This is a genomic window from Micromonospora sp. NPDC005161 (genome assembly GCF_053599855.1).
The window spans coordinates 117,118-136,769 of record NZ_JBSFYQ010000012.1 but is presented as its reverse complement, the minus strand read 5'-3'; the positions used below and the strand labels follow the sequence as shown (position 1 = coordinate 136,769).

General features: G+C 71.8%; 16 protein-coding genes. 7 read left to right on the top strand and 9 right to left on the bottom strand.

Going from position 1 to position 19,652, the window contains the following annotated elements:
• Window positions 1-261 precede the first annotated feature (261 nt).
• Window positions 262-1,845, top strand: a complete 1,584-nt coding sequence (locus tag ACWD5O_RS14545; RefSeq protein WP_450085567.1) for a cellulase family glycosylhydrolase — start codon at window positions 262-264, stop codon at window positions 1,843-1,845.
• 96 nt (window positions 1,846-1,941) lie between these two features.
• On the opposite strand, the gene miaB is transcribed toward ACWD5O_RS14545, so the two are convergent.
• The gene (gene miaB, locus ACWD5O_RS14540; protein ID WP_450085566.1) at window positions 1,942-3,435 is read right to left on the bottom strand and encodes a tRNA (N6-isopentenyl adenosine(37)-C2)-methylthiotransferase MiaB; all 1,494 of its coding nucleotides are present in this window, start codon (window positions 3,433-3,435) and stop codon (window positions 1,942-1,944) included.
• Window positions 3,436-3,654: 219 nt separating this feature from the next.
• On the opposite strand from miaB, the gene ACWD5O_RS14535 reads away from it, so the two are divergent.
• Window positions 3,655-4,563 (top strand): alpha/beta fold hydrolase, encoded by a 909-nt coding sequence (locus tag ACWD5O_RS14535; protein ID WP_354963169.1) that lies wholly within the window; start codon window positions 3,655-3,657, stop codon window positions 4,561-4,563.
• Between the two features lie 116 nt (window positions 4,564-4,679).
• Here the strand turns inward: ACWD5O_RS14535 and fxsT are convergent, their stop codons facing one another.
• The 6 genes from fxsT to ACWD5O_RS14505 all read right to left on the bottom strand — a co-directional run bounded on the left by fxsT (window position 4,680) and on the right by ACWD5O_RS14505 (window position 13,862).
• Window positions 4,680-8,549 carry an FxSxx-COOH system tetratricopeptide repeat protein gene (fxsT, locus tag ACWD5O_RS14530; protein WP_450085565.1) on the bottom strand — a complete coding sequence of 1,290 codons (3,870 nt, stop codon included), beginning with the start codon at window positions 8,547-8,549 and terminating at the stop codon, window positions 4,680-4,682.
• Entirely contained in the window at window positions 8,546-9,814 is a 1,269-nt protein-coding gene (locus ACWD5O_RS14525; protein WP_450085564.1) for a TIR-like protein FxsC, read from the bottom strand. Before ACWD5O_RS14525 ends, fxsT begins: the two co-directional genes overlap by 4 nt.
• On the bottom strand, window positions 9,811-10,470 hold the full coding sequence (locus tag ACWD5O_RS14520) for a TIR-like protein FxsC (protein WP_450085563.1): 660 nt from the start codon (window positions 10,468-10,470) through the stop codon (window positions 9,811-9,813). Before ACWD5O_RS14520 ends, ACWD5O_RS14525 begins: the two co-directional genes overlap by 4 nt.
• A 52-nt stretch (window positions 10,471-10,522) precedes the next feature.
• Window positions 10,523-11,350: an aminoglycoside N(3)-acetyltransferase gene (locus tag ACWD5O_RS14515; RefSeq protein WP_450085562.1), complete on the bottom strand. Its 828-nt coding sequence runs from the start codon at window positions 11,348-11,350 to the stop codon at window positions 10,523-10,525.
• The gene (locus ACWD5O_RS14510; RefSeq protein ID WP_450085561.1) at window positions 11,334-13,610 is read right to left on the bottom strand and encodes an FxsB family cyclophane-forming radical SAM/SPASM peptide maturase; all 2,277 of its coding nucleotides are present in this window, start codon (window positions 13,608-13,610) and stop codon (window positions 11,334-11,336) included. The genes ACWD5O_RS14515 and ACWD5O_RS14510 overlap by 17 nt, the downstream gene beginning before the upstream one ends.
• A 63-nt stretch (window positions 13,611-13,673) precedes the next feature.
• Window positions 13,674-13,862, bottom strand: a complete 189-nt coding sequence (locus ACWD5O_RS14505) for a hypothetical protein (protein WP_450085560.1) — start codon at window positions 13,860-13,862, stop codon at window positions 13,674-13,676.
• A 170-nt stretch (window positions 13,863-14,032) separates the two neighbouring features.
• On the opposite strand from ACWD5O_RS14505, the gene ACWD5O_RS14500 reads away from it, so the two are divergent.
• Window positions 14,033-14,281: a DUF2277 family protein gene (locus tag ACWD5O_RS14500; RefSeq protein ID WP_449936314.1), complete on the top strand. Its 249-nt coding sequence runs from the start codon at window positions 14,033-14,035 to the stop codon at window positions 14,279-14,281.
• Between the two features lie 42 nt (window positions 14,282-14,323).
• Here the strand turns inward: ACWD5O_RS14500 and ACWD5O_RS14495 are convergent, their stop codons facing one another.
• Window positions 14,324-14,803, bottom strand: a complete 480-nt coding sequence (locus ACWD5O_RS14495; RefSeq protein ID WP_354963177.1) for a hypothetical protein — start codon at window positions 14,801-14,803, stop codon at window positions 14,324-14,326.
• A 235-nt stretch (window positions 14,804-15,038) separates the two neighbouring features.
• Window positions 15,039-16,028 carry a selenide, water dikinase SelD gene (gene selD, locus ACWD5O_RS14490; RefSeq protein WP_354963178.1) on the bottom strand — a complete coding sequence of 330 codons (990 nt, stop codon included), beginning with the start codon at window positions 16,026-16,028 and terminating at the stop codon, window positions 15,039-15,041.
• Window positions 16,029-16,222: 194 nt separating this feature from the next.
• On the opposite strand from selD, the gene ACWD5O_RS14485 reads away from it, so the two are divergent.
• The 4 genes from ACWD5O_RS14485 to ACWD5O_RS14470 are packed head-to-tail and all read left to right on the top strand — an operon-like array spanning window position 16,223 to window position 19,627.
• Complete coding sequence (locus tag ACWD5O_RS14485; protein WP_450085559.1) at window positions 16,223-16,978, top strand: amino acid ABC transporter ATP-binding protein; 756 nt, start codon at window positions 16,223-16,225, stop codon at window positions 16,976-16,978.
• Between the two features lie 57 nt (window positions 16,979-17,035).
• Window positions 17,036-17,914: a glutamate ABC transporter substrate-binding protein gene (locus tag ACWD5O_RS14480; RefSeq protein WP_449936312.1), complete on the top strand. Its 879-nt coding sequence runs from the start codon at window positions 17,036-17,038 to the stop codon at window positions 17,912-17,914.
• A gap of 40 nt (window positions 17,915-17,954) precedes the next feature.
• Window positions 17,955-18,662 carry an amino acid ABC transporter permease gene (locus ACWD5O_RS14475; RefSeq protein WP_354963181.1) on the top strand — a complete coding sequence of 236 codons (708 nt, stop codon included), beginning with the start codon at window positions 17,955-17,957 and terminating at the stop codon, window positions 18,660-18,662.
• Window positions 18,659-19,627, top strand: coding sequence for an amino acid ABC transporter permease (locus tag ACWD5O_RS14470; protein WP_450085558.1), 969 nt, complete (start codon window positions 18,659-18,661; stop codon window positions 19,625-19,627). Before ACWD5O_RS14475 ends, ACWD5O_RS14470 begins: the two co-directional genes overlap by 4 nt.
• The last annotated feature ends 25 nt before the right edge of the window (window positions 19,628-19,652 follow it).

Below are 19,652 nucleotides of genomic sequence, written 5' to 3'. Positions count from 1 at the left end.
GCGGGCAGCCGGGGCCTTGTTGACGCATCGAGCTGAGCTGATGAGAATGGGCGCCGGAGCCAGGTTGGGCCACCGGCGACGAGGGCGACGACGGCGGGACACCGCCGTCGGGGGTCGTCGGTGAGCCTCCGCGAGTGTCCCCGTCCGCGTGACCTCGGCCGTCGCGCACCTTCCGCGTACCCCCAAAGGGACCGTGGCGTGCGGACGGCCGCCCGCCCGCGCCGCCCACGGCGGGCGCCGGGCCTCCGAAGTGGAGCTCGCATGTTCCGTCCCACCGCACTTGGCGGCGCGCTGACCGCGCTCGTCGCCGCCGCGGCCGGCGTGTTCATCGCCGCCGCCGTCAGCACCAGCCCGGCCGCCGCAGCTGGAACCGGCACCGGGTACCTGCACACCAGCGGCAACCAGATCGTGGACAGCACCGGCACCACGGTCCGGCTGACCGGCATCAACTGGTTCGGCATGGAGACCGACAACAAGACCTTCCACGGGCTCTGGTCGAGCAACCCGTGGCGGGGGCAGCTCGACACGATGGCCCGGCTCGGCTACAACACGCTGCGCGTGCCGTACTCGAACGACGCGCTGAAGCCGGGCGCGACCGCCAGCGGGATCAACGACTTCGTCAACCCGGACCTGGTCGGGCTCTCCCCGTTGCAGATCCTGGACAAGGTGATCGAGTACGCCGGGAGCAAGGGGATGCGGGTCATCCTGGACCGGCACCGGCCGACGTCGGCGGGGCAGTCGCCGCTCTGGTACACCTCGACCGTCTCCGAGGCGACCTGGATCAACGACTGGAAGATGCTCGCCCAGCGGTACGCGGGCAACCCCACGGTGATCGGCGCGGACCTGCACAACGAGCCGCACGCCGAGGGCACCAACCCGGCGGCCACCGGCGCCTGCTGGGGCTGTGGCGACCCGGCCCGGGACTGGCGGCTCGCCGCCGAGCGGGCCGGCAACGCGATCCTCGGCGTCCAGCCCAACTGGTTGATCTTCGTAGAGGGGGTGAGCTGCCCGAGTGGCGGCCTCTCCAACGTCTGGGACAACGACCCGAGCAACGACGAGGACTGCGGCTGGTGGGGTGGCAACCTGTCCAAGGCCGGCCAGTTCCCGGTACGGCTGGACGTGGCCAATCGACTCGTCTACTCACCGCACGAGTACGCCACGTCGGTCTACCGGCAGAGCTGGTTCGACGCGCCGGACTATCCGGCGAACATGACAGCCATCTGGGACCGGTACTGGGGTTACCTCCACAAGCAGAACATCGCGCCGATCATGATGGGCGAGTTCGGCAGCACGCTGGCCGACCCGAAGGACCGGGTGTGGCTGGAGAAGCTGATGGCCTACACCGGCACCGGGGTCACCGGGATGTCCTTCACCTACTGGTCGTGGAACCCCAACTCCGGCGACACCGGCGGCATCGCGCTGGACGACTGGACCAGCATCAACACCACGAAGCAGGCGATCCTCCAGCCGTACCTGATCGCGCCGTCCGGCGGCACCGGCCCGACGCCGCCCACCGGCGGGCCGAGCAACCCGCCGACCGGCGCCTGCTCGGCCACCTACCGGCAGGTCAATGCCTGGCAGGGCGGCTTCCAGGGCGAGTTGACCGTGCGGAACACCGGGTCAGCCGCGGTGAACCCGTGGTCGGTGACCTGGAGCTGGCCGTCCGGGGTGACGCTGGGGAGTGGCTGGAACGCCACCGTCACGCAGTCCGGTACGACGGTCACCGCCGCGGCCCCGAGCCACGCTCCGTCCCTGGCGACGGGCGGGTCGGTCACCGTGGGCTTCACCGCCAACGGCACCGCCAGCGCCCCGGGCACGGTGAAGCTCAACGGCACCGGCTGCTGAGCTGCCGGGACTGCCGGATCGCGATCTGAGCGGCCCACAGTGAAAGGAAGGGCCCCTTGTTATCGCCGGGCGATAACAAGGGGCCCTTCCTTTCACTCAGTGGGCGGCGCAGCCGCTGGTGGGCGCCGCCGCGACCGCCGGGGCGCCGATCGTGGGCAGGCCGAGCAACACCCCGGGGGTACGCGGGGAGCGGCCCGCCTCGGCGGCGTCGCCGGCCCGGGTCCGCCGGTGCGCCAGCGGCGCGCCGTCGGCGTTGAGGTGATGCGGGGCGGCGTACGTCACCGCGGTGTGCACGATGTCCCCGGGCCGGATCTGATCGGCCAGCGACACACCATCGGACGCCGTGGTCGCGAAGTGCACCAGCCGACCGTCGCGGGCTCGGCCGGACATCCGGCCGGTCCGCTCGTCCTTGCGACCCTCGCCGACCGCGACCAGCACCTCGACGGTCTCCCCCACCAGGCGCTTGTTCTCCGCCCAGGTGATCTCCTCCACGGTGGCGACCAGCCGCTCGTAGCGCTCCTGCACGACCTGCTTCGGCAGCTGATCGTCCATCGTCGCCGCCGGGGTGCCGGGGCGCTTCGAGTACTGGAAGGTGAAGGCCGAGGAGAACCGGGCCTCGCGAACCACGTCCAGCGTCCGCTGGAAGTCGGCCTCGGTCTCGCCGGGGAAGCCCACGATGATGTCGGTGGTGATCGCCGCGTCCGGCATCGCCGCCCGGACCTTCTCGATGATCCCCAGGTAGCGGTCGGACCGGTAGGACCGGCGCATCGCCCGGAGTACGTCGTCGGAGCCGGACTGCAACGGCATGTGCAGCGAGTGGCAGACGTTAGGCGTCTCGGCCATCGCGGCGATCACGTCGTCGGTGAAGTCCTTCGGGTGCGGGCTGGTGAACCGGACCCGCTCCAGCCCGTCGATGTCGCCGCAGGCGCGCAGCAGCTTGCCGAACGCGTACCGGTCGCCGAACTCGACACCGTAGGAGTTGACGTTCTGCCCGAGCAGGGTCACCTCCAGTACGCCCTCGTCGACCAGGGCGCGCACCTCGGAGAGGATGTCGCCGGGGCGGCGGTCCTTCTCCTTGCCCCGCAGGGCGGGCACGATGCAGAACGTGCAGGTGTTGTTGCAGCCCACCGAGATCGAGACCCAGCCGGCGTACGTGGATTCGCGCCGGGTCGGCAGCGTGGACGGGAAGACGTCCAGCGACTCCAGGATCTCCACCTCGGCGGCGGCGTTGTGCCGGGCCCGCTCCAGCAGCACCGGCAGCGCACCGATGTTGTGCGTGCCGAAGACCACGTCCACCCAGGGCGCCTTGCGGACGATCTCGCCACGGTCCTTCTGGGCCAGGCAGCCGCCGACCGCGATCTGCATCCCGGGGTGCTTGTCCTTCACCGGGCGCAGACGACCGAGGTTGCCGTAGAGCCGGTTGTCGGCGTTCTCCCGCACCGCACAGGTGTTGAAGACGACGATGTCGGGGGTGTCGTCGGCCGGCGCCGCGCGTACGTAGCCGGCCTGTTCGAGCAGGCCGGAGATGCGCTCGGAATCGTGCACGTTCATCTGGCAGCCGTACGTCACGACGTTGTAGGTCCTAGCCACCCTCTTGGTGCCCCTTCCCCTCGGGCTACCAGGGTAGCGGCCCCGCCGGCGGGCCCAGCCGACCGGCATTGACCCGGTGACCCATGGCGGGGGCCCACGACGGGCAGTACGCTGCACAACAAGAATGTGTTCTGGGCGATTTCGGGGGCTTTGCACTCGGCGCCGCCGATGCGCGGCTCCGCACTCGGGGGAGCACATGACGACCCGCGGGAGGCAACCGTGACGCGACAACATGCGGCACAGCGCTCCGTCGCCACTCCGGACGGCCGGCACCTCGCGGTGGAGACCTCCGGTTCGCCGGACGGGCCCGCGGTCTTCCTGCTGCACGGTACGCCGGGCAGTCGCAGCGGTCCCCGCCCTCGCGGCATCGTCCTCTATCGCCTCGGCGTGCAACTCGTCTGCTACGACCGGCCCGGTTACGGCGACTCCTGCCGGCACGAGGGTCGACGGGTGGCCGACGCGGCGGCCGACGTGGCGGCCATCGCCGATGACCTCGGCATCGAGCGGTTCGCCGTGGTGGGCCGCTCCGGCGGCGGGCCGCACGCCCTGGCCTGCGCCGCGCTGCTGCCGGACCGGGTCACCCGGGCCGCCGTGCTGGTGGGGCTCGCCCCGGCCGGCGCACCCGACCTGGACTGGTACGCCGGCATGTCGGAGAACAACGTCGAGGACTACGGGCAGGCCGACGAGGACCTGGCCGAGCTCACGCTCAGTTTGCAGGTCCGCGCGGAACAGGCCCGGCGGGATCCGATGACGCTGCTGGAATTCCTCCGCCCCCAGCTGCCCGAGGCGGACATCCGGGTGGTCGACGACATCGCGATCCGCCGGCTGCTGACCGACATGTACGCCGAAGCGCTGCGGCACGGCCCCGAGGGCTGGATCGACGACGTGCTGGCGATACGACGGGGCTGGGGGTTCGACCTCGGCGCCATCCGCGCGCCGGTCCGGTTGTGGCACGGCGAGCAGGACCGGTTCTCCCCGGTGGAGCACTCCCGGTGGCTCGCCGCGCGGATCCCGCACGCCGAGGTCCAGGTGCAGGCCGGCGCCGCGCACTTCGGCGCGGTGGAGATCCTGCCGCAGACCCTGGCCTGGTTGGCCACGCCGGAACTCGCGGCCAGCCCGCAGCTGTAAGCCCGAGCCGCACCACGGCCACGGCGGCCCGGACGGCTGGACCGCCCGCCGAGCCGCACCACGGCCACGGCGGCCCGGACGGCTGGACCGCCCGCCGAGCCGCCTCCCGCCGTCGGTCAGAACGGGTGCGGGTCGATCACCCGGACGACGAACCGCCGCTCACGCAGGGTCTGCACGGTCGGATGCTCCTGGCCGAGCACCTCGGCCAACCGGTCGGCCACTGCGGTAACGGCCTCGGCGGGAGCGCCGTCGCCGGCGTGCCTCGACACCAGGGCGAGATCACCGAGGCAGCGCAGCGTGTCGGGGTGATCCGCGCCGATCACCCCGGACAGCCGGTCGGCGGTCTCCCGCAGCCGGTCCCGCGCCGGCACCCACTCTCCCTCCTCGGCGGAGCACACCGCCTGGTTCACCTCGGCCGCCAGGGTGTGCGGGTGTTCGGGGCCGAGCACCTTGCGCAGCTCGCCGACCGCACGCGTGGCCGACGCGAGGGCCGCCGACCGACGGCCGACCGCACGTTCGGCGGCGGAGATGTTGCTCAACGTCGCCAGGGTGTGCGGATGGGTGGGGCCCAGGCGCAGCTCCTCCTCGTACGCCTGGCTGACCGCGATCATCTCGGTCAGCGCCCGGACCGCGTCGCCGACGGACAGCAGGTTCGCAGCCCGGCTCGACCGGCACGCCACCGTGTCCGGATTATCCGGGCCGAAGCGCTCTTCGAGCTTCCGGTAGGCCGACTCGAACATCGGCGCGGCCTCGCCGGCCCGCCCGGCACTGCGCAGGGACACCGCCAGGTTGACCTGGGCGCCGAGGGAGAGGCCGTCGTCGGGCCCGAGCACCTCGCAGTACGCGTCGTGGACGGTGCGCAGCAGGGTGGCCGACCGCTCGTACTCGCCGGCCTCGCGCAGGTCGCTGCCGAGGCGGACAGCAGAGATCAGCGTGTAGGGGTTGGTGGGGCCGAGCACCAGCCGCCGCCGCTGGTGCACCTCGTCGTCCCATCGGCGGGCCGACCGGTAGTCGCCGACCAGCCGGTACGAGACGGCGAGGTTGTTGGCCGCGCTCAGCGTCCGGGGATGATCCTCGCCGAACACCTGGAGCCAGGAGGCGTAGGTGGACCGGTCCCGTTCCAGCGCCTCGGCGTACCGGCCGAGCGCCCGCAGGTCACCCGCGAGGCTGCCGGCGGTCATCAGACTGTGCGGGTGCAGATTGCCCAGCAGCCGGCGCTGCTCGGCCAGCACCGCCTCGTCCAGGTCGCGGGATTCGTCGAACCGACCCAGGCTGCGCAGGATGTTCGCCCGGTTGAACCGCAGGTGCAGCAGCTGTCGACCCAGCGCCGTGGCCTCGCCCTCGTCGTCCAGACCCGCCAGCCGGGCAGACCAGGTGTCGTCCACCAGCCGGCTGAACCCGTCAGCCTGCTCCAGGCCGCCGCGCTGCCACAGGTAGCGGACCCGGTCGATCAGCAGCTGACACACCGACTCGTCGGGGCAGGTCACCGCCTCGGAGACCTCCAGGTGTGGCCAGAGCATGCGCAGCCGGGGCCAGGTGGTCGGGTCGTCGACGTCGCCGCGGGGTCGGGACGCGGCGAGCACCAGGTGCGCCTGGTGCCGGGCGGTGACGATCTCGTCGTCGGTCATCCGGTCCCGAACCACCGCCTGCAGAAGCCGGTGCACCTGGACCCGACCGCCCTGGACATCCAGTTTGAGCAGCGCCAACCGGTTGATCTGCTGGATCAGTGCGCCGCGCACGAGCCGCTCCGACACCGACGGGTCGAACGGCACGAGGGCCGCCGCCATCTCGTCGCTGTAGATCAGGTCGAGGGCGATCTCCGGAGCCAGCACCGAGCAGAGCTGCAACAGCCGGTACGCGGCGGGCGCCTGATCGTGCAGCCGGTTCAACGACAGGTCCCAGGTGGCCTCCACGGAGAGCGCGCTGGGCCCGTGCCGCTCGATCTGCCGCAGGTAGTCCGCGACCGACGTGCCGGTGTCGGCGAGCCACGCGCCGGCGGCGGCCACGGCGATCGGCAGGTCGCCGAGCGCCTCAGCCACCCGATCGGCCTCCTCGGCGCTGATCGTGGGCACCCGCTGAGCGAGGTGGGCGACGCTCTCCGTCCGGTCGAAGACGTCGACCTGGATGGGGTTCGCCCGATCGCCCCAGGCGCGGTTGCGGGAGGTCAGCAGGACGTGCCCGGGCCCCTGTGGCAGGAACGGCTCGATCTGGTCGAGTTCCTCCGCGTTGTCGAGCACGACGAGCCACCGCTCGTACGGCTCGCCCCGGCCCAACACCTGGAGCACCGACCGGACGGTGTCGGGCAGGGTGGGCCCGGCGGCGATGCCGAGCCGACCGGCGAGGTCGGCCAGCGCGGTGTCGACGAACTGCGGCGGGTCCGCGACGATCCACCAGACCACGTCGTAGGCGGCCTTGAACCGGTGCACGTACTCCAGGGCGACCTGGGTCTTGCCGACGCCGCCCATGCCCTGCAGAGCGACCGGCAGCACCACCGCGCTGCCCCCGCTCTGCAACTGCCTGCGCAGTTGCGCCAGGTCGTCCTCACGGCCGGTGAACCGGGCGTTCCGGTTGGGCGCGTTGAAGATCAACGGCTCGGCGCCGGGATAGCGGGCGCCGCCGCCCGCCGGGCCGTCCGCTGCTGCGGGCACCGGCCGGCCGACCAGCCGCAACACCCGCTCCACAGCCGTCGCGGCGCTCACGTTGACCAGGTTGGTCGAGCTCTGGGCCGGGAACTCCGCCAGCGGGCGCAGATCGGCGACGTACACGGCGAGGGCCGTCGAGCCGGTGCTGGTGTCGCGCGCCGGCAGGCCACCGGACGGCGTCGCCACGTAGGCCGGCGAGACCACCGTCAGCGTGCGCGGGGCGGGCGTGCCGGCGGACCCGACGGCGGACGCGGCGTCCACCACCCGCATCCCGGCCGCGCTGAGCACCCGCTCCAGCCACTCGGCCCAGATAGCGTCCTCCGGGGCGCAGCGGAGCACGATCTGGTCGTCGATCGCCTCGGTACGCCGGCGGAAGCGGGCCTTGCCCCGTTCCCGCACCGACTCGTCCATCACCGGCAGCGCGGTCACCGCGCCGTCGGTGAGGATCCCGGTCAACGTCTCGAACGCGGCCAGCAACGACGTCGGCGAGCCGGGCGGGTCGCCGAACGTCGCCAGCGTCTCCTCGTACGCGTAGAACGGCCGGTACGGGACCTCCACCGCCGCCCAGTACCGGCGCCGCTCCGCCTCCGTCATGCCGGTTGGCAGCCCCGCGAACCGGCGCATGGCCAGCAGGCGGCCGGCCTCGGCGCGCTCCTTCTCGGCCTGGTCCACCCGCATCGGCACCGGCAGGACCCGGATGTCCCGCCGCCGGTACCGGTCCCGCACCGAGTGCGCGACCCGGGCCGCACCGTCGATGCCCTGGTCGCTGAGGGTGAAGCAGTCGACCAGGGTGTCCGGCAGGTGCAGGGTGCAGATGTCGGCGACGTCGCTCAGCCCCGTCCGGCTGTCGATCAGGGTGAAGTCGTACTGCCGCTTCATGTCCGCCCGCAGCGCCTCGAAGAACTGCGCCCCGCCCAGCCGGTTGTAGAAGTTGTCCCAGTCCAGCCCGCTGACCGAGACCGCGTAGTCGCTGTTCTGCCGGCCGGCGGAGAGGAAGTCGAGGCCGCCGCCGTCGGGAAAGTTCCAGCGCAGCGAGAACGCGTGGCGGCCGACCCGGGCGTACTGCTCCATCCACCGCTCGGGGCGGTCGTCGGCCCGGGTGGTCTCCCACTCGTAGTCGCGGATGAGGTCGATGACGCCGCTGGTGCCCTGGATCGCCTCGGCGTCGAGGAACGGGTGAAAGAAGCGGTGCAGGCCGGGTGACTCGAGGTCCCAGTCCGCGACCAGGACCCGCCGTCCGCTGGCCGCCAGGATCCAGGCCACGTTGGCCAGCGCCATCGTCCGGCCCGTTCCACCCTTGAACGAGTAGAAGGTGACGACCTGGCCTTCGCGATCGTTGCTCATGGGGTCTCTCCGTGGGGACGCGGTGTCGCCGGATCATCGGGCGGGGACGCAGGGTCGGGCAGAGTCGCCGGGCCGGGGTTGGGCGGCACGTCGCGCAGGCTGGGCACCGGCTCCGGCGGGGGGAAGGCGACGACCGGGGCGTGCTTGAGGAACTGGCGGCGGGCCTCGGTCACCAGCGCCGGCATCAGGTCGACGAACTCCCGCATGGTGCACGCCCGCTTCACCTGGGGCAGGCCGGCGTCGTGCAGCAGCTCGGTCACCTCGGTGGCCCATCGGGCGGTGTCCTGCGCATCGTCGTCGTCGGTGACCACCAGCGGGACGACCCACTCCCGCAGGCCGTGCAGCAGGCCTTCGACGGTGCCGAGCGCATCCGGTGCCGTCACGATCCACGGGTCGACCAGCAGCACGGCCGGTCTGCGATCGAGCAGCCCGGCGGCCTGCGCGAAGTCCGCGGTACGCGCCGACAGCCCGAGCCGCTCAGCCGTGCTGGCCGCGTATTCGGCGGCGGGTAGTTCCTGACGGCTGCCGTACGGCCGCCAGAGCCGGCCGCTGGCCGCGTAGCCGGCGGGATCACGGTCGACCGGCAGGCGGTCCCGGGTGGGTGCGAGGACGGCGACGACGAAGTCCGGGTCGGCCGGTGCCGGGCGGGTGACCTCGTCCAGGCCGGGTGCCCGGGACGGGCCGAGCGGCCGCCGCTCGGCGGTGTGCACGATCCGGCCGGCCAACCGGCTCAGCAGGAGTTCGTACTGTGTCCGGTAGGAGGCCAGCATGCAGAGCGCGCGCAGGCCGTTCTCGGCGTACTCCGGGACGTCCCGGCCCAGGTCGAGAGCGCCGTCCAGCTCGGGATGGGTCTCCCACGGTGGGAAGGGGATCCACAGCACCGGGGTGAGGTGGCCGGCGGCGGCCCGGGCCGGCCCGGCGGCGGCCAGCCGGGCCCGGAAGGACTCCTGTTCCCCCAGCGCCCACGGGCGGCTGAAATAGCCGGGCGAGTAGAGCGGGACGAACACCTCCGCGGCACCGAGCGCCTCCGCGAGGGCCGCCTTCCAGTCGGCTCCCAACGGGATGTGCTGGTCGAAGAACCCGATCCGCATCCCGGCCACCGGCTTCGCCTGGCGGGTCACCTCGTCGGTCAGGTCGGCGAAGAACTTGCCGACCCACACGTCGGTGTCGGCCTGGGCGCCCTGCGGCGGAGCGGAGTGGGCATAGCTGAGGAAGAAGTACGTCCCCAGATCCGCCGCCTTGCGTCGGCCCGCCGGCGGGCTCATCCGGGCTCCTCGGCGAACCGGTTGCACAGCTCGTCCACGCTCGCCGGCACCCAGGGCTCCACCAGGTACGACCGGTGGATGGCCACGATCCGCTGGGCGAGCCGCCAGACCACCGCCCGGTAGGCGTTCTCCCACTGCATGGTCAGCAATCCGTAGACCCCATCCCGCTGGTAGTGCACCGCGATGTCCGGGTCCGGCATCGCGGTCGGGGAGAACCGTTGGATGTCGCGGAGCACCCGGGGCAGTGGCGTGCCGTTCGTCGGCGACCAGGTGACCGGCACGATCGCCGTCTCGTGCGCCGAGGAGGCACCGGGTCGCGGGACGATCCGCCGGCGGGCGAAGGCGTCCCACTCCCGGCCACACCAGTCGCTGCCGAGCAGCGCGCTGGACACCAGCGGAACGAAGACCTGGCAGGTGCCGGCGGCCTGGAGCAGCTCGGGGCTCCAGCGTTCCCCGCCGGCGATGGAGCTGTCCAGGAAGCCGGGATCCACTCCGGTCACCGGGCCGACCAGCTCGCTGACGTGGACCGACAGGTCCTTGTAGAAGCGGGAGATGTTCTCGGCGGGGTTGCCGGTGACCCAGTGGATCGGCGGCAGGGAATAGCTAAGAAAAAACAGCGGGGCGCGCGCGCCAGAGCGTGGGTCCACTGTGCTCACCGCAGTCCCTCCGCCCTCCCCACGCGGCCGGAACATCAGCGTAGTCCCCACGTCAACGCCGCACCGTCAAGCGGTTCGCGGCAAACCAACCGACCGCGAAGTCCACAGTGGCGCGAAGTGGCAGCAGGCGGGCGCTCGCCCGGCCGACCGTCCCGTGCCGGACGAACGGCTCGGCGTCGAGCGCCGCCCCCACCCTCGGAAAGTCGGTGTCGTCCAGGTCGAGGGCGTGGAAGTCGAGGCGGACCCGACGCCCGTCGACGAGACGGAAGCAGCGGTAATCCCGCTCCGGCGGCGGCACCGGCAGACGGTACTCGGCCAGGTGCAGCGCGCTGCACGCCTCGTAGCCGAGGCCGAGCAGCAGGATCTGCCCGTCCGCCGCGTACAGGGCGCCCACCGGTGAGCGTTCGCCCAGGTGGCAGTCGAGGTCGTGGCCGTCGGTGAGCTGCCGCGCCCGGGGACCGAGCGCGGCGAACGAGGTCTGCGGATGGTCGCTGCGCGCCGCGCCGGCGGCACACCGGACGTACTCGGCGAGCACCCCCATCCGTTGCGAGGGGGTGGTCCGGCGGTCCCAGCCCGGCAGGGCCGCCTCGTATCGCGCGAGCTGCGCCGCGTCCATGCCGGCGGTGGCCGCGAGGTACGTCCGGGAGGTGGTCGAGTTGCCGTCGGTCTGGGTGGGCACCAGCAGCGTGCCGGCCGGGCCGAGGACGTCGCGCAGCGCTCCGACGAGCGTCCCCGGGCCGTGCTCCAGCGGGCCCACCCGACGTAGGCCACAGTGCACGAGCAGGCACGCACCCGCACGGACGCCCAGCGCCCGCAGGTCCGCGGCGAGGCCGTCGCGACCCAGCGCGGGCAGGTGTCGTGGCTCATCCGGGCCCGACACGGGTCTCCTCCAGGGCGTGCCGCATCCGCCCCACGAACCGCTCCCCCGCCGGGGTGAGCGTGCGGCTGGCCAGCAGCGCGTCGGCGCCGTCCCGGGTCCACGACAGGTAACGGGCCGCGTGCGCCGGCGCGTCCCGATGCTCGGGCCGGTCGGCATCCGCCCGGGAACGCCACACCCGGGTGACCGCCAGGTGCGCGTACACCCCCTGGAGCACCCCCTCGGGCGGCCGGAGGTCCGGTCGCCAGGCCACCCGGATCCGGGTGGCCGAGCTCGGCTCGACGAGGTCGCACAGGTCGAGCACCGCGCCGAGCTTCGCGTGCTGCCACTCGTGCACGAGCAGCACCGCCAGCGCCTCCGGGTCCGCAACGGGGGTGACGGCGACCGCACCGAACGCGTCCCGGGCGGTGGCGCTCCGCAGCGGTCCCGCCGGGTCGGGGGCCAGCGGCACGACGACGCGCAGACCGGCGTCGAGCGCCGCCGCGTGAGCCGGCACGTCACGGTGCACGACACGCCAGGCGTCAGTCAGGGTACGGCCCAACGCGCGCGCCTCCGCGTCGTCCAGGCGGGAGGCGACCGGCTGGCCGTAGCAGTCCCGGTACGGGTCGCCGTCCTCGACGAGCAGGTGGTGGCCGGGCACCGGCACGCGGCGCGTGGGTCGCCAGCCGGCCGGCGGCGGCTCGCCCGGATCGAGGGACACCACCTGCTCCGCCCGCCCGCCACGGACCCGGAACCCGCCCGGGAGCACGGTCACCTCGGCGGTCTCCCCGCCACCGCTGGGCAACACCAGGCTGCCGAGCGTGGGCAGCGTGATGGCGCCGGCCCGCACCGGGACGTTCAGCGCGGTCGGGACGCCCGCGCTCAGGGCGGCGACGATGGCGAGGGCCGGTAACGGGTCAACCGCCCCGGACCGGGTCGACGGCCTGAGAAGCTGCACCAGCCACGGGCGGACGAAGGAGTGCGCCAGGACCGCCCGGACCGCGTCCGGTGCCGTGCCGTCGAGGTGTGCGAGCAACTCCCAGGCGGCGCTGGGGCCGGTCTTCTCCCGCCAGGCCACCAGCAGTGCCCGGGTGATGGAGAGCTGGGTGGCGGCGAGCAGACCGAGGGTGCGCTCCGACTCGCGCCCGGTCGCCAGTTCGTCCAGCAGTTCGTCGACGGGCGAGTCGTCGCGCTCGGGGTGGGCGGCGTGGCCCGGTGCCGGGTACGCGGCCACCGTGTCGATGAGGCGGCGCAGGTCGGCGCAGTACACCGAGGGGTTGTCGAACCCGGAGCCGGTGCGCCAACGATGGGCGTACAGCCCGCCGCCGCACCGGTCGACGACCGGGCAGGCCCGGCATGTGGCGCTGAGCCCGGCCACGCCGGCCTGCCGAACGGCGACCCCCGGGTGCCGGGCCGCCTCGTCCACCGACTGACCGAACACGTCGAATCCGGTGCCGGCCGCGCCGTGGTACGCCGTCTTCAGCGAATCCACCTGTTCCCACGTGCCGTCCGCCTCGACCACGAGCACGTCGGCCGGGGCGAGGCCGAACGCCTCGGTGCCGCCTCCACCCGGACGCAGCGCCTCGAACAGCCGGATCGACACGGGCCGCCCGTCGTCCACCCACCGCCGGTAGATGCGCCCCAGCCAGTCCGCGTACGGGGTGGCCGTGACGCCGGGGTGGTCGGGAGGGCGGTCCCAGGTGGCGTGCGGCAGCAACAGGTCGACCCGCGGCGGGTGTTCGGCCAGCAGCGCCTCGTACACCCGGTCGGGATCGTTGCGGACGTCGACGGTGCAGAGGATGCCGGCGTAGCTGGCCCGATGAGCGGGTTGACGGAGCAGGGCCAGAGCCCGCCGGACGTGGTCGTGACTGCTGCCGCCGTGGGCGAACACGCGGTGCCGGTCGTTGGCGGCGCGGTCGCCGTCGAACGACACACCGACCTTCACGTCGTGGTCGACCAGCACGCCGCACAGCTCCTCGTCGAGCAGCACGCCGTTGGTCTGCATGCGCAGGTCGAGCTGGGTCCAGGGCGTGATCGCCGCCCGCAGCTCGGCCACCACCTCGCGTAGCCCGGCCGCGCCGAGCAACAGCGGCTCGCCGCCGTGCAGCACCACGTGCACGACCGGCAGTTCGTGCTCGCGCGCGTGCTCGGCGATCCGCTTCGCGGCAGCCCGGACGGTGGCCGGTGCCATCCGGACCGGTCGGCCTCGCCAGGTCTGGTCGGCGTGCTGGTAGACGTAGCAGTGGTCGCAGCTGAGGTCACACCTGCTGTGCACCTTCAGCACGAACTGGCTGACCCGCCGGCAGGATCCGCCCGATCCGGACGAGCCGCACCGGCAGGCCATCGATCAGATGGACGAGTTGAAGGCGGCGACGGGAACGGCGCCCGAGGGCACCGACTCACCGGCAAGGACGCGCTGCCGAACCGTCGCGACCAGGTCGGCATGCTCGACGGCGATCCGTTCCAGCGGGGTGTGCAGGCTACGCGTCAGATCGTCGAGCGCTGGACGGGATGGGCGGGTGGGGGCATGGTCCACAATGAGTCTCCGGGGGCCCGGGGCGCGGGAGCGCGAGCGGCGACAATGGCTCGAAAGGCTCTGGTCCGTGACCAGGATAGACAAATATCGACTCAATGTCACCGTCGGTGCGGCCGCCGGCACCGCCGGTGGCAGCCGGGGCGTCGACAGCGACAGATGAGGAGTGTCACATGTGCCGGAGCATCAAGACCCTGCGTGAGCCGTTCACCCCGCAGGTGACCGACGCGGACATCGAGGCGGCGGCGTTGCAGTACGTCCGGAAGATCTCGGGCTTCCGGGCGCCCGCCACGCACAACGCCGCCGCGTTCGACGCCGCGGTGGCCGCCGTCACCGAGGCCACCCGCACCCTGCTCGACCAGCTCGTGGTCCGGGGAGCCGGGCCCGCCGCCGCCGACCGGACGGCCACCGCCTCCAGCTGACCGGCGCGGCACCGCGGACCGGGCCGGTCGGGCCGACCGGGGTCAGGCCGCGGCGAGGGCCGGAGCGACGGTGTCGGGCGCCCAGCGTGAGCGGTGGCACTGCGACCAACCCCGGCAGCCCGGGTCGGCCAACGTGCAGAGCCGCTGCCTGCTGAGCACCTCGCCGTCGTCGGTGTCCCGGATGTCGAAGTGCACCGGGCGGACCGTGCCGTCCGGTGTGACGAGCAGATGCCGGCCGGCGTCGAGCGTGTCGTCGCGCAGCAGGCAGTTGCGGTCCAGCAGTCGGGCCAACGCGGCGATGCTGGCGTGCTCGGGAAGCCGCTCGGGCACCCCGTAGCAGTCCACGATCGTCGCGAACTCCCCCGGCGCCTGCCAGACGTCGCAGACCACCGCGTACGCCGGCAGCCGGGCCGGGTCGGCCACCGCCAGCGGCATCACCACACGGCCGAGCGCCTCGGCCAGCGCCGGGTAGACCTCCACGGGTCGTACCCGGTCGATTCTCCAGTTCCACAGCTCGGTCATTCCGCCTCCTCGCTGCGTTCGTCCCACCGGCCTCCGGATCGGGCCTTACTGACGATGGTGGGGGGCATATGACCTCAGCCGGGGGCAAGTTACCGGTCTGTGACCATTCCGGGCAAAATTTCCCTGACCGCCAATGCTCAGAGTGGCGGGAAGGTGACAGTTTATCGGGTATGGTGCCCCGCCCACACGACCGGCGGCGCGTGTTCCGAACCGGCGACCGCGCACCGGCAGCCGGTCAGCGCAGGACGACCAGGTGCTCGCCGCGCGGCAGCAACTCGCCCACCACGGGCGCCCCCGGCAGCTCACCGGCGACCAGCAGGCCGCCGGAGGTCTGCGCGTCGGCCAGCAGCAGCGGCTCGTCCTCGCCTACGGCGCCGAAGTCGGTCCACGGGGTGACCCAGTCCAGGTTGCGCCGGCTGCCGCCGCTGACGTACCCGTCGCGCAGCGCCTCCCGCGCACCGGGCAGGTAGGGCACCCGCGCGGTGTCGATCGCCACCGTCAGCCGGCTGGCACGGGCCAGCTTCGAGGCGTGCCCGAGCAGGCCGAACCCGGTCACGTCGGTGCCACACCGGATGCCGGCGGCGACCGCCGCCCGGGCGGCGTCCCGGTTGAGCGCGCTCATCGTGGCCACCGCCTCCGGGAAGATCTCGCCGGTGGCCTTGTGCCGGGTGTTCAGCACACCCACCCCGAGTGGCTTGGTCAGCGACAGCGGCACCCCGGCGCGGCCCGCGTCGAGGGTGATCAGCTCCTCCGGCCGGACGGTGCCGGTGACCGCGAGGCCGTACTTCGGGCCGTCGTCGTCCACGCTGTGCCCGCCGGCCAGGTGGCAGCCGGCCTCCCGGGCCACGTCCTGACCGCCCCGCAGCACCTCGCGGGCCAGCTCCAGCGGCAGCACGTCGCGCGGCCAGCAGAGCAGGTTGAGCGCGACCAGCGGGACGCCGCCCATCGCGTACACGTCGGAGAGCGCGTTGGCCGCGGCGATCCGACCCCAGTCGTACGCGTCGTCGACGACCGGCGTGAAGAAGTCGGCGGTGCTCACCAGGCCGGTCCGCTCATCCAGACGGACCACCGCCGCGTCGTCACCGTGGTCCAACCCGACCAGCAGCTCCGCGGTGCCGGTGGCCGGCCCGAGACCGGCCACCATGATCTCCAGCTCGCCCGGGGGGATCTTGCAGGCGCAGCCGCCGCCGCGGGCGTACCGGGTCAGGCGTACCGGTTCAGTCATCCCCCCATGGTCTCGGTAACCCGCCGTCGACGCCACCGATGGGGCTCGCACGGTGACCGGAATCGGACTCGTCGCGACGAACCCGACCGGTGTTACCGCTCCGTGACCCGCCAGGTTGCGTTCCGCCACATCACGCCGCCTACAGTGGCCGCACCGGGGGTCAACCGACCCCTATCGGGGAGACGACAGGGACGGTGGACGACGTGACGACGGGCGAACCGCTCATCGTGCTGGACGCGGTCAACAAGTGGTTCGGGCCGCTGCACGTGCTGGACGACGTCTCGCTGTCGGTGGGCCGGGGCGAGGTGGTCGTGGTGATCGGCCCGTCCGGCTCCGGCAAGTCGACGCTGTGCCGCGCCATCAACCGACTGGAACCAATCAACTCCGGCACCATCACGTTCGACGGCCAGCCGCTGCCGGCCGAGGGCAAGCCCCTCGCCAAGCTGCGCAGTGAGGTCGGGATGGTCTTCCAGTCCTTCAACCTCTTCGCCCACAAGACCATCCTGGAGAACGTCACCCTCGGCCCGGTCAAGGTCCGCAAGGAGAAGTCGGCCGCTGCCCGCGAGCGCGGCCTGGCTCTGCTCGACCGGGTCGGCATCGCCAACCAGGCGGACAAGTTCCCAGCCCAGCTCTCCGGCGGCCAGCAGCAGCGGGTGGCCATCGCCCGGGCACTGGCCATGCAGCCCAAGGCGATGCTCTTCGACGAGCCGACCAGCGCCCTGGACCCGGAGATGGTCGGCGAGGTGCTGGACGTGATGACCTCGCTGGCCCGCGACGGCATGACGATGGTCGTGGTCACCCACGAGATGGGCTTCGCGCGGCACGCCGCGAACCGGGTCATCTTCATGGCCGACGGCCAACTGGTCGAGGACGCCCCACCGGCGGAGTTCTTCGCCAACCCGCGCAGCGAGCGCGCCCGGGACTTCCTCTCCAAGATCCTCACGCACTAGGCGTCCGTAGTGGAGCACGCCGGCCACCGGCGGGCCCCGTTGAAGAAGGAGAAGTGTATGCGTATCACGCGCGTTGCGGCAGTTGCCGCGGTCGCCGCTCTGGCGCTCGGCCTGACCGCCTGTGGCGGCGACGACGGCGGGGAAGGCACCGGCGCCGGCAGCAAGTCCTTCGCCGCCGGCAGCACCATGGAGAAGCTGAACAAGGCCCAGAAGATCAAGGTCGGCACCAAGTTCGACCAGCCGGGCTTCGGTCAGAAGGGCCTGTCGGGCAAGCCGGAGGGCTTCGACGTCGAGGTCGCGAAGATCATCGTCAAGGAGCTCGGCATCCCCGAGGACAAGATCGAGTGGGTCGAGGCCCCCTCGAAGGTCCGCGAGGACGTGATCGTCAACGGCACGGTCGACCTGGTCGCCGCGACCTACACGATCAACGACAAGCGCAAGGAGCGCATTGCCTTCGCCGGGCCGTACTACGAGGCCGGCCAGAACATCATGGTGAAGAAGGCCGACACGACGATCACCGGTCCGGACTCGTTCAAGGACGGCACCAAGAAGGTCTGCTCGGTCACCGGCTCCACCCCGGCCGAGGAGATCAAGAAGCACGTCAAGGACGTCGGCACCCAGCTGGTGCTCTTCGACACCTACGACAAGTGCCGTGACGCCCTCAAGGGCGGCCAGGTCGACGCCGTGACCACGGACAACGTGATCCTGCTCGGCTACATCGCCAAGGACGAGGCGTCCTTCAAGCTGGCCGGCTCCAACTTCACCAAGGAGCCGTACGGCATCGGCGTGAAGAAGGAGGACGCGGACTTCCGCAGCTTCATCAACGACACGCTGGACAAGGCGGTCGCCGACGGTAGCTGGAAGAAGGCCTGGGACGACACCGCCGGCAAGTTCGGCGCGGAACTGGGCTCGGCGCCCACCATCAACCGCTACTGATCTGAACCTTCGATCTGGAGGGTGGAAGGAACACCGACCCGTGAACGTACTCATCGACAAGTTCGACGTCTTTGCGGGTGGTTTCTGGCTCACCCTCCAGATCTGCATACTCGCCGCGATCGGCGCCCTCATCCTGGGTGCCATCGTGGCGGTGCTCCGCATCTCGCCGGTGCCGCCGCTACGCGCGGTGGGCACCAGCTACGTCAACGTCTTCCGCAACATGCCGTTGACCGTGGTGATGTTCTTCGCCGCGTTCGGTCTGCCGGCGCTCGGATCCAACGCGGACTTCCTCCGCATCCCGGTGATCGACTCGTTGTTCACCCGGCTCGGCACGGACCTGCCGTACTTCCGGTTCGCGCTGATCGCTCTGGTGCTGTACACGGCCGCGTTCGTCTGTGAGGCGCTGCGGTCCGGGGTCAACGCGGTGCCCGCCGGCCAGGCGGAGGCGGCGCGATCGCTGGGTCTGACCTTCGGGCAGAACCTGCGCTACGTGGTGCTGCCGCAGTCCTGGCAGGCCTCGGTGGTGCCGCTCGGCTCGGTGATCATCGCGATGATCAAGAACTCGGCGCTGGCCGGCTTCTTCGGGGTGGTCGGCGACCTGTCGGCCACGGCCGACCAGCTCACCGGGGCCGAGGGCTACGCCTTCGTCCCGGTCGCCATTGGCATCTCGATCGGTTACCTGATCATGACCGTGCCGCTCGGCACCCTGCTGGACCGGATCGAGAAGCGACAGGCGGTGGCCCGATGAGTCAGCAGACCAGCGTCCTCTACGACGTCCCCGGGCCCCGGCAGCGGCGGATCACGCTGATCAGCAGCATCGTCGCCGGGCTGGTCCTGCTCGTCGGGGCGTACTTCCTGATCTACCGGCCCCTGGACGAAAAGGGCCAGTTGTCGATGGAGTTGTGGGGTCCGCTGGTCGACCCCTCCAACGAGAACTTCTCCCTGGTGTGGGAGCGGATCGGCCTCGGCTTCAAGAACACCCTGATGGCGGCGGCGATGGCCATCGTGGCCTCGCTGGTGGTCGGCACGCTGCTGGCGGTGCTGCGGATCCAGCTCAAGAGCCTGACCCGTCGCAAGTTCACCGGGCTCGCCACGCCGCTGGCGTACCTGCTGCGGGGGCTGAGCACGCTGCTGTCGGCGATCACCCGGGTCTGCGTCGAAGTGTTCCGCGGCCTGCCGGTCGTGATCACCATCTTCTTCGTGGCCCGTGGCTTTCCCGAGTTCGGCATCGCCTTCGACAACCTCTGGTATCTGGTCATTGGCCTGACCATCTACAACTCGGTGGTGATCGCCGAGATCCTCCGCTCCGGCATGGAGGGACTACCTGGCGGCCAGGCGGAGGCCGCCGCCGCCATCGGGCTGTCCCCGGCACAGACCACCCGGATGATCCTTCTGCCGCAGGCATTCCGGATCATGCTGCCGGCGCTGATCAGTCAGCTGGTGGTAGTGCTCAAGGACACCTCACTCGGCTTCATCATCAGCTACGAGGAGACCCTGAACATCGGCAAGCAGATCATCGGCGCACTGGGGAACCCCATCCAGGTCTACGTCGTGATCGCCGTTCTCTTCATCGTGGTGAACTACTCGCTGTCGAAGCTCGCGCAGTACGTCCAGCGCCGGCTCGCCCAGGGCCGCAAGACCGCGAACACCCCGGCACAGAATCCGCCGCCCGCGACACTGATGTCCCAGGCCGAGGGCGGCGGGGGCATCTGAGACTCAGCTCACCGTGAGAGGGCCA

What these genes read in the sequence shown, in the direction of transcription:
- ACWD5O_RS14545 (WP_450085567.1), top strand. Translation starts at nt 262, where the DNA reads ATGTTCCGTCCCACCGCACTTGGCGGCGCGCTGACCGCGCTCGTCGCC.
- fxsT (WP_450085565.1), bottom strand. Translation starts at nt 8,549, where the DNA reads ATGAGCAACGATCGCGAAGGCCAGGTCGTCACCTTCTACTCGTTCAAG.
- ACWD5O_RS14525 (WP_450085564.1), bottom strand. Translation starts at nt 9,814, where the DNA reads ATGAGCCCGCCGGCGGGCCGACGCAAGGCGGCGGATCTGGGGACGTAC.
- ACWD5O_RS14500 (WP_449936314.1), top strand. Translation starts at nt 14,033, where the DNA reads ATGTGCCGGAGCATCAAGACCCTGCGTGAGCCGTTCACCCCGCAGGTG.
- ACWD5O_RS14495 (WP_354963177.1), bottom strand. Translation starts at nt 14,803, where the DNA reads ATGACCGAGCTGTGGAACTGGAGAATCGACCGGGTACGACCCGTGGAG.
- selD (WP_354963178.1), bottom strand. Translation starts at nt 16,028, where the DNA reads ATGACTGAACCGGTACGCCTGACCCGGTACGCCCGCGGCGGCGGCTGC.
- ACWD5O_RS14480 (WP_449936312.1), top strand. Translation starts at nt 17,036, where the DNA reads ATGCGTATCACGCGCGTTGCGGCAGTTGCCGCGGTCGCCGCTCTGGCG.
- ACWD5O_RS14470 (WP_450085558.1), top strand. Translation starts at nt 18,659, where the DNA reads ATGAGTCAGCAGACCAGCGTCCTCTACGACGTCCCCGGGCCCCGGCAG.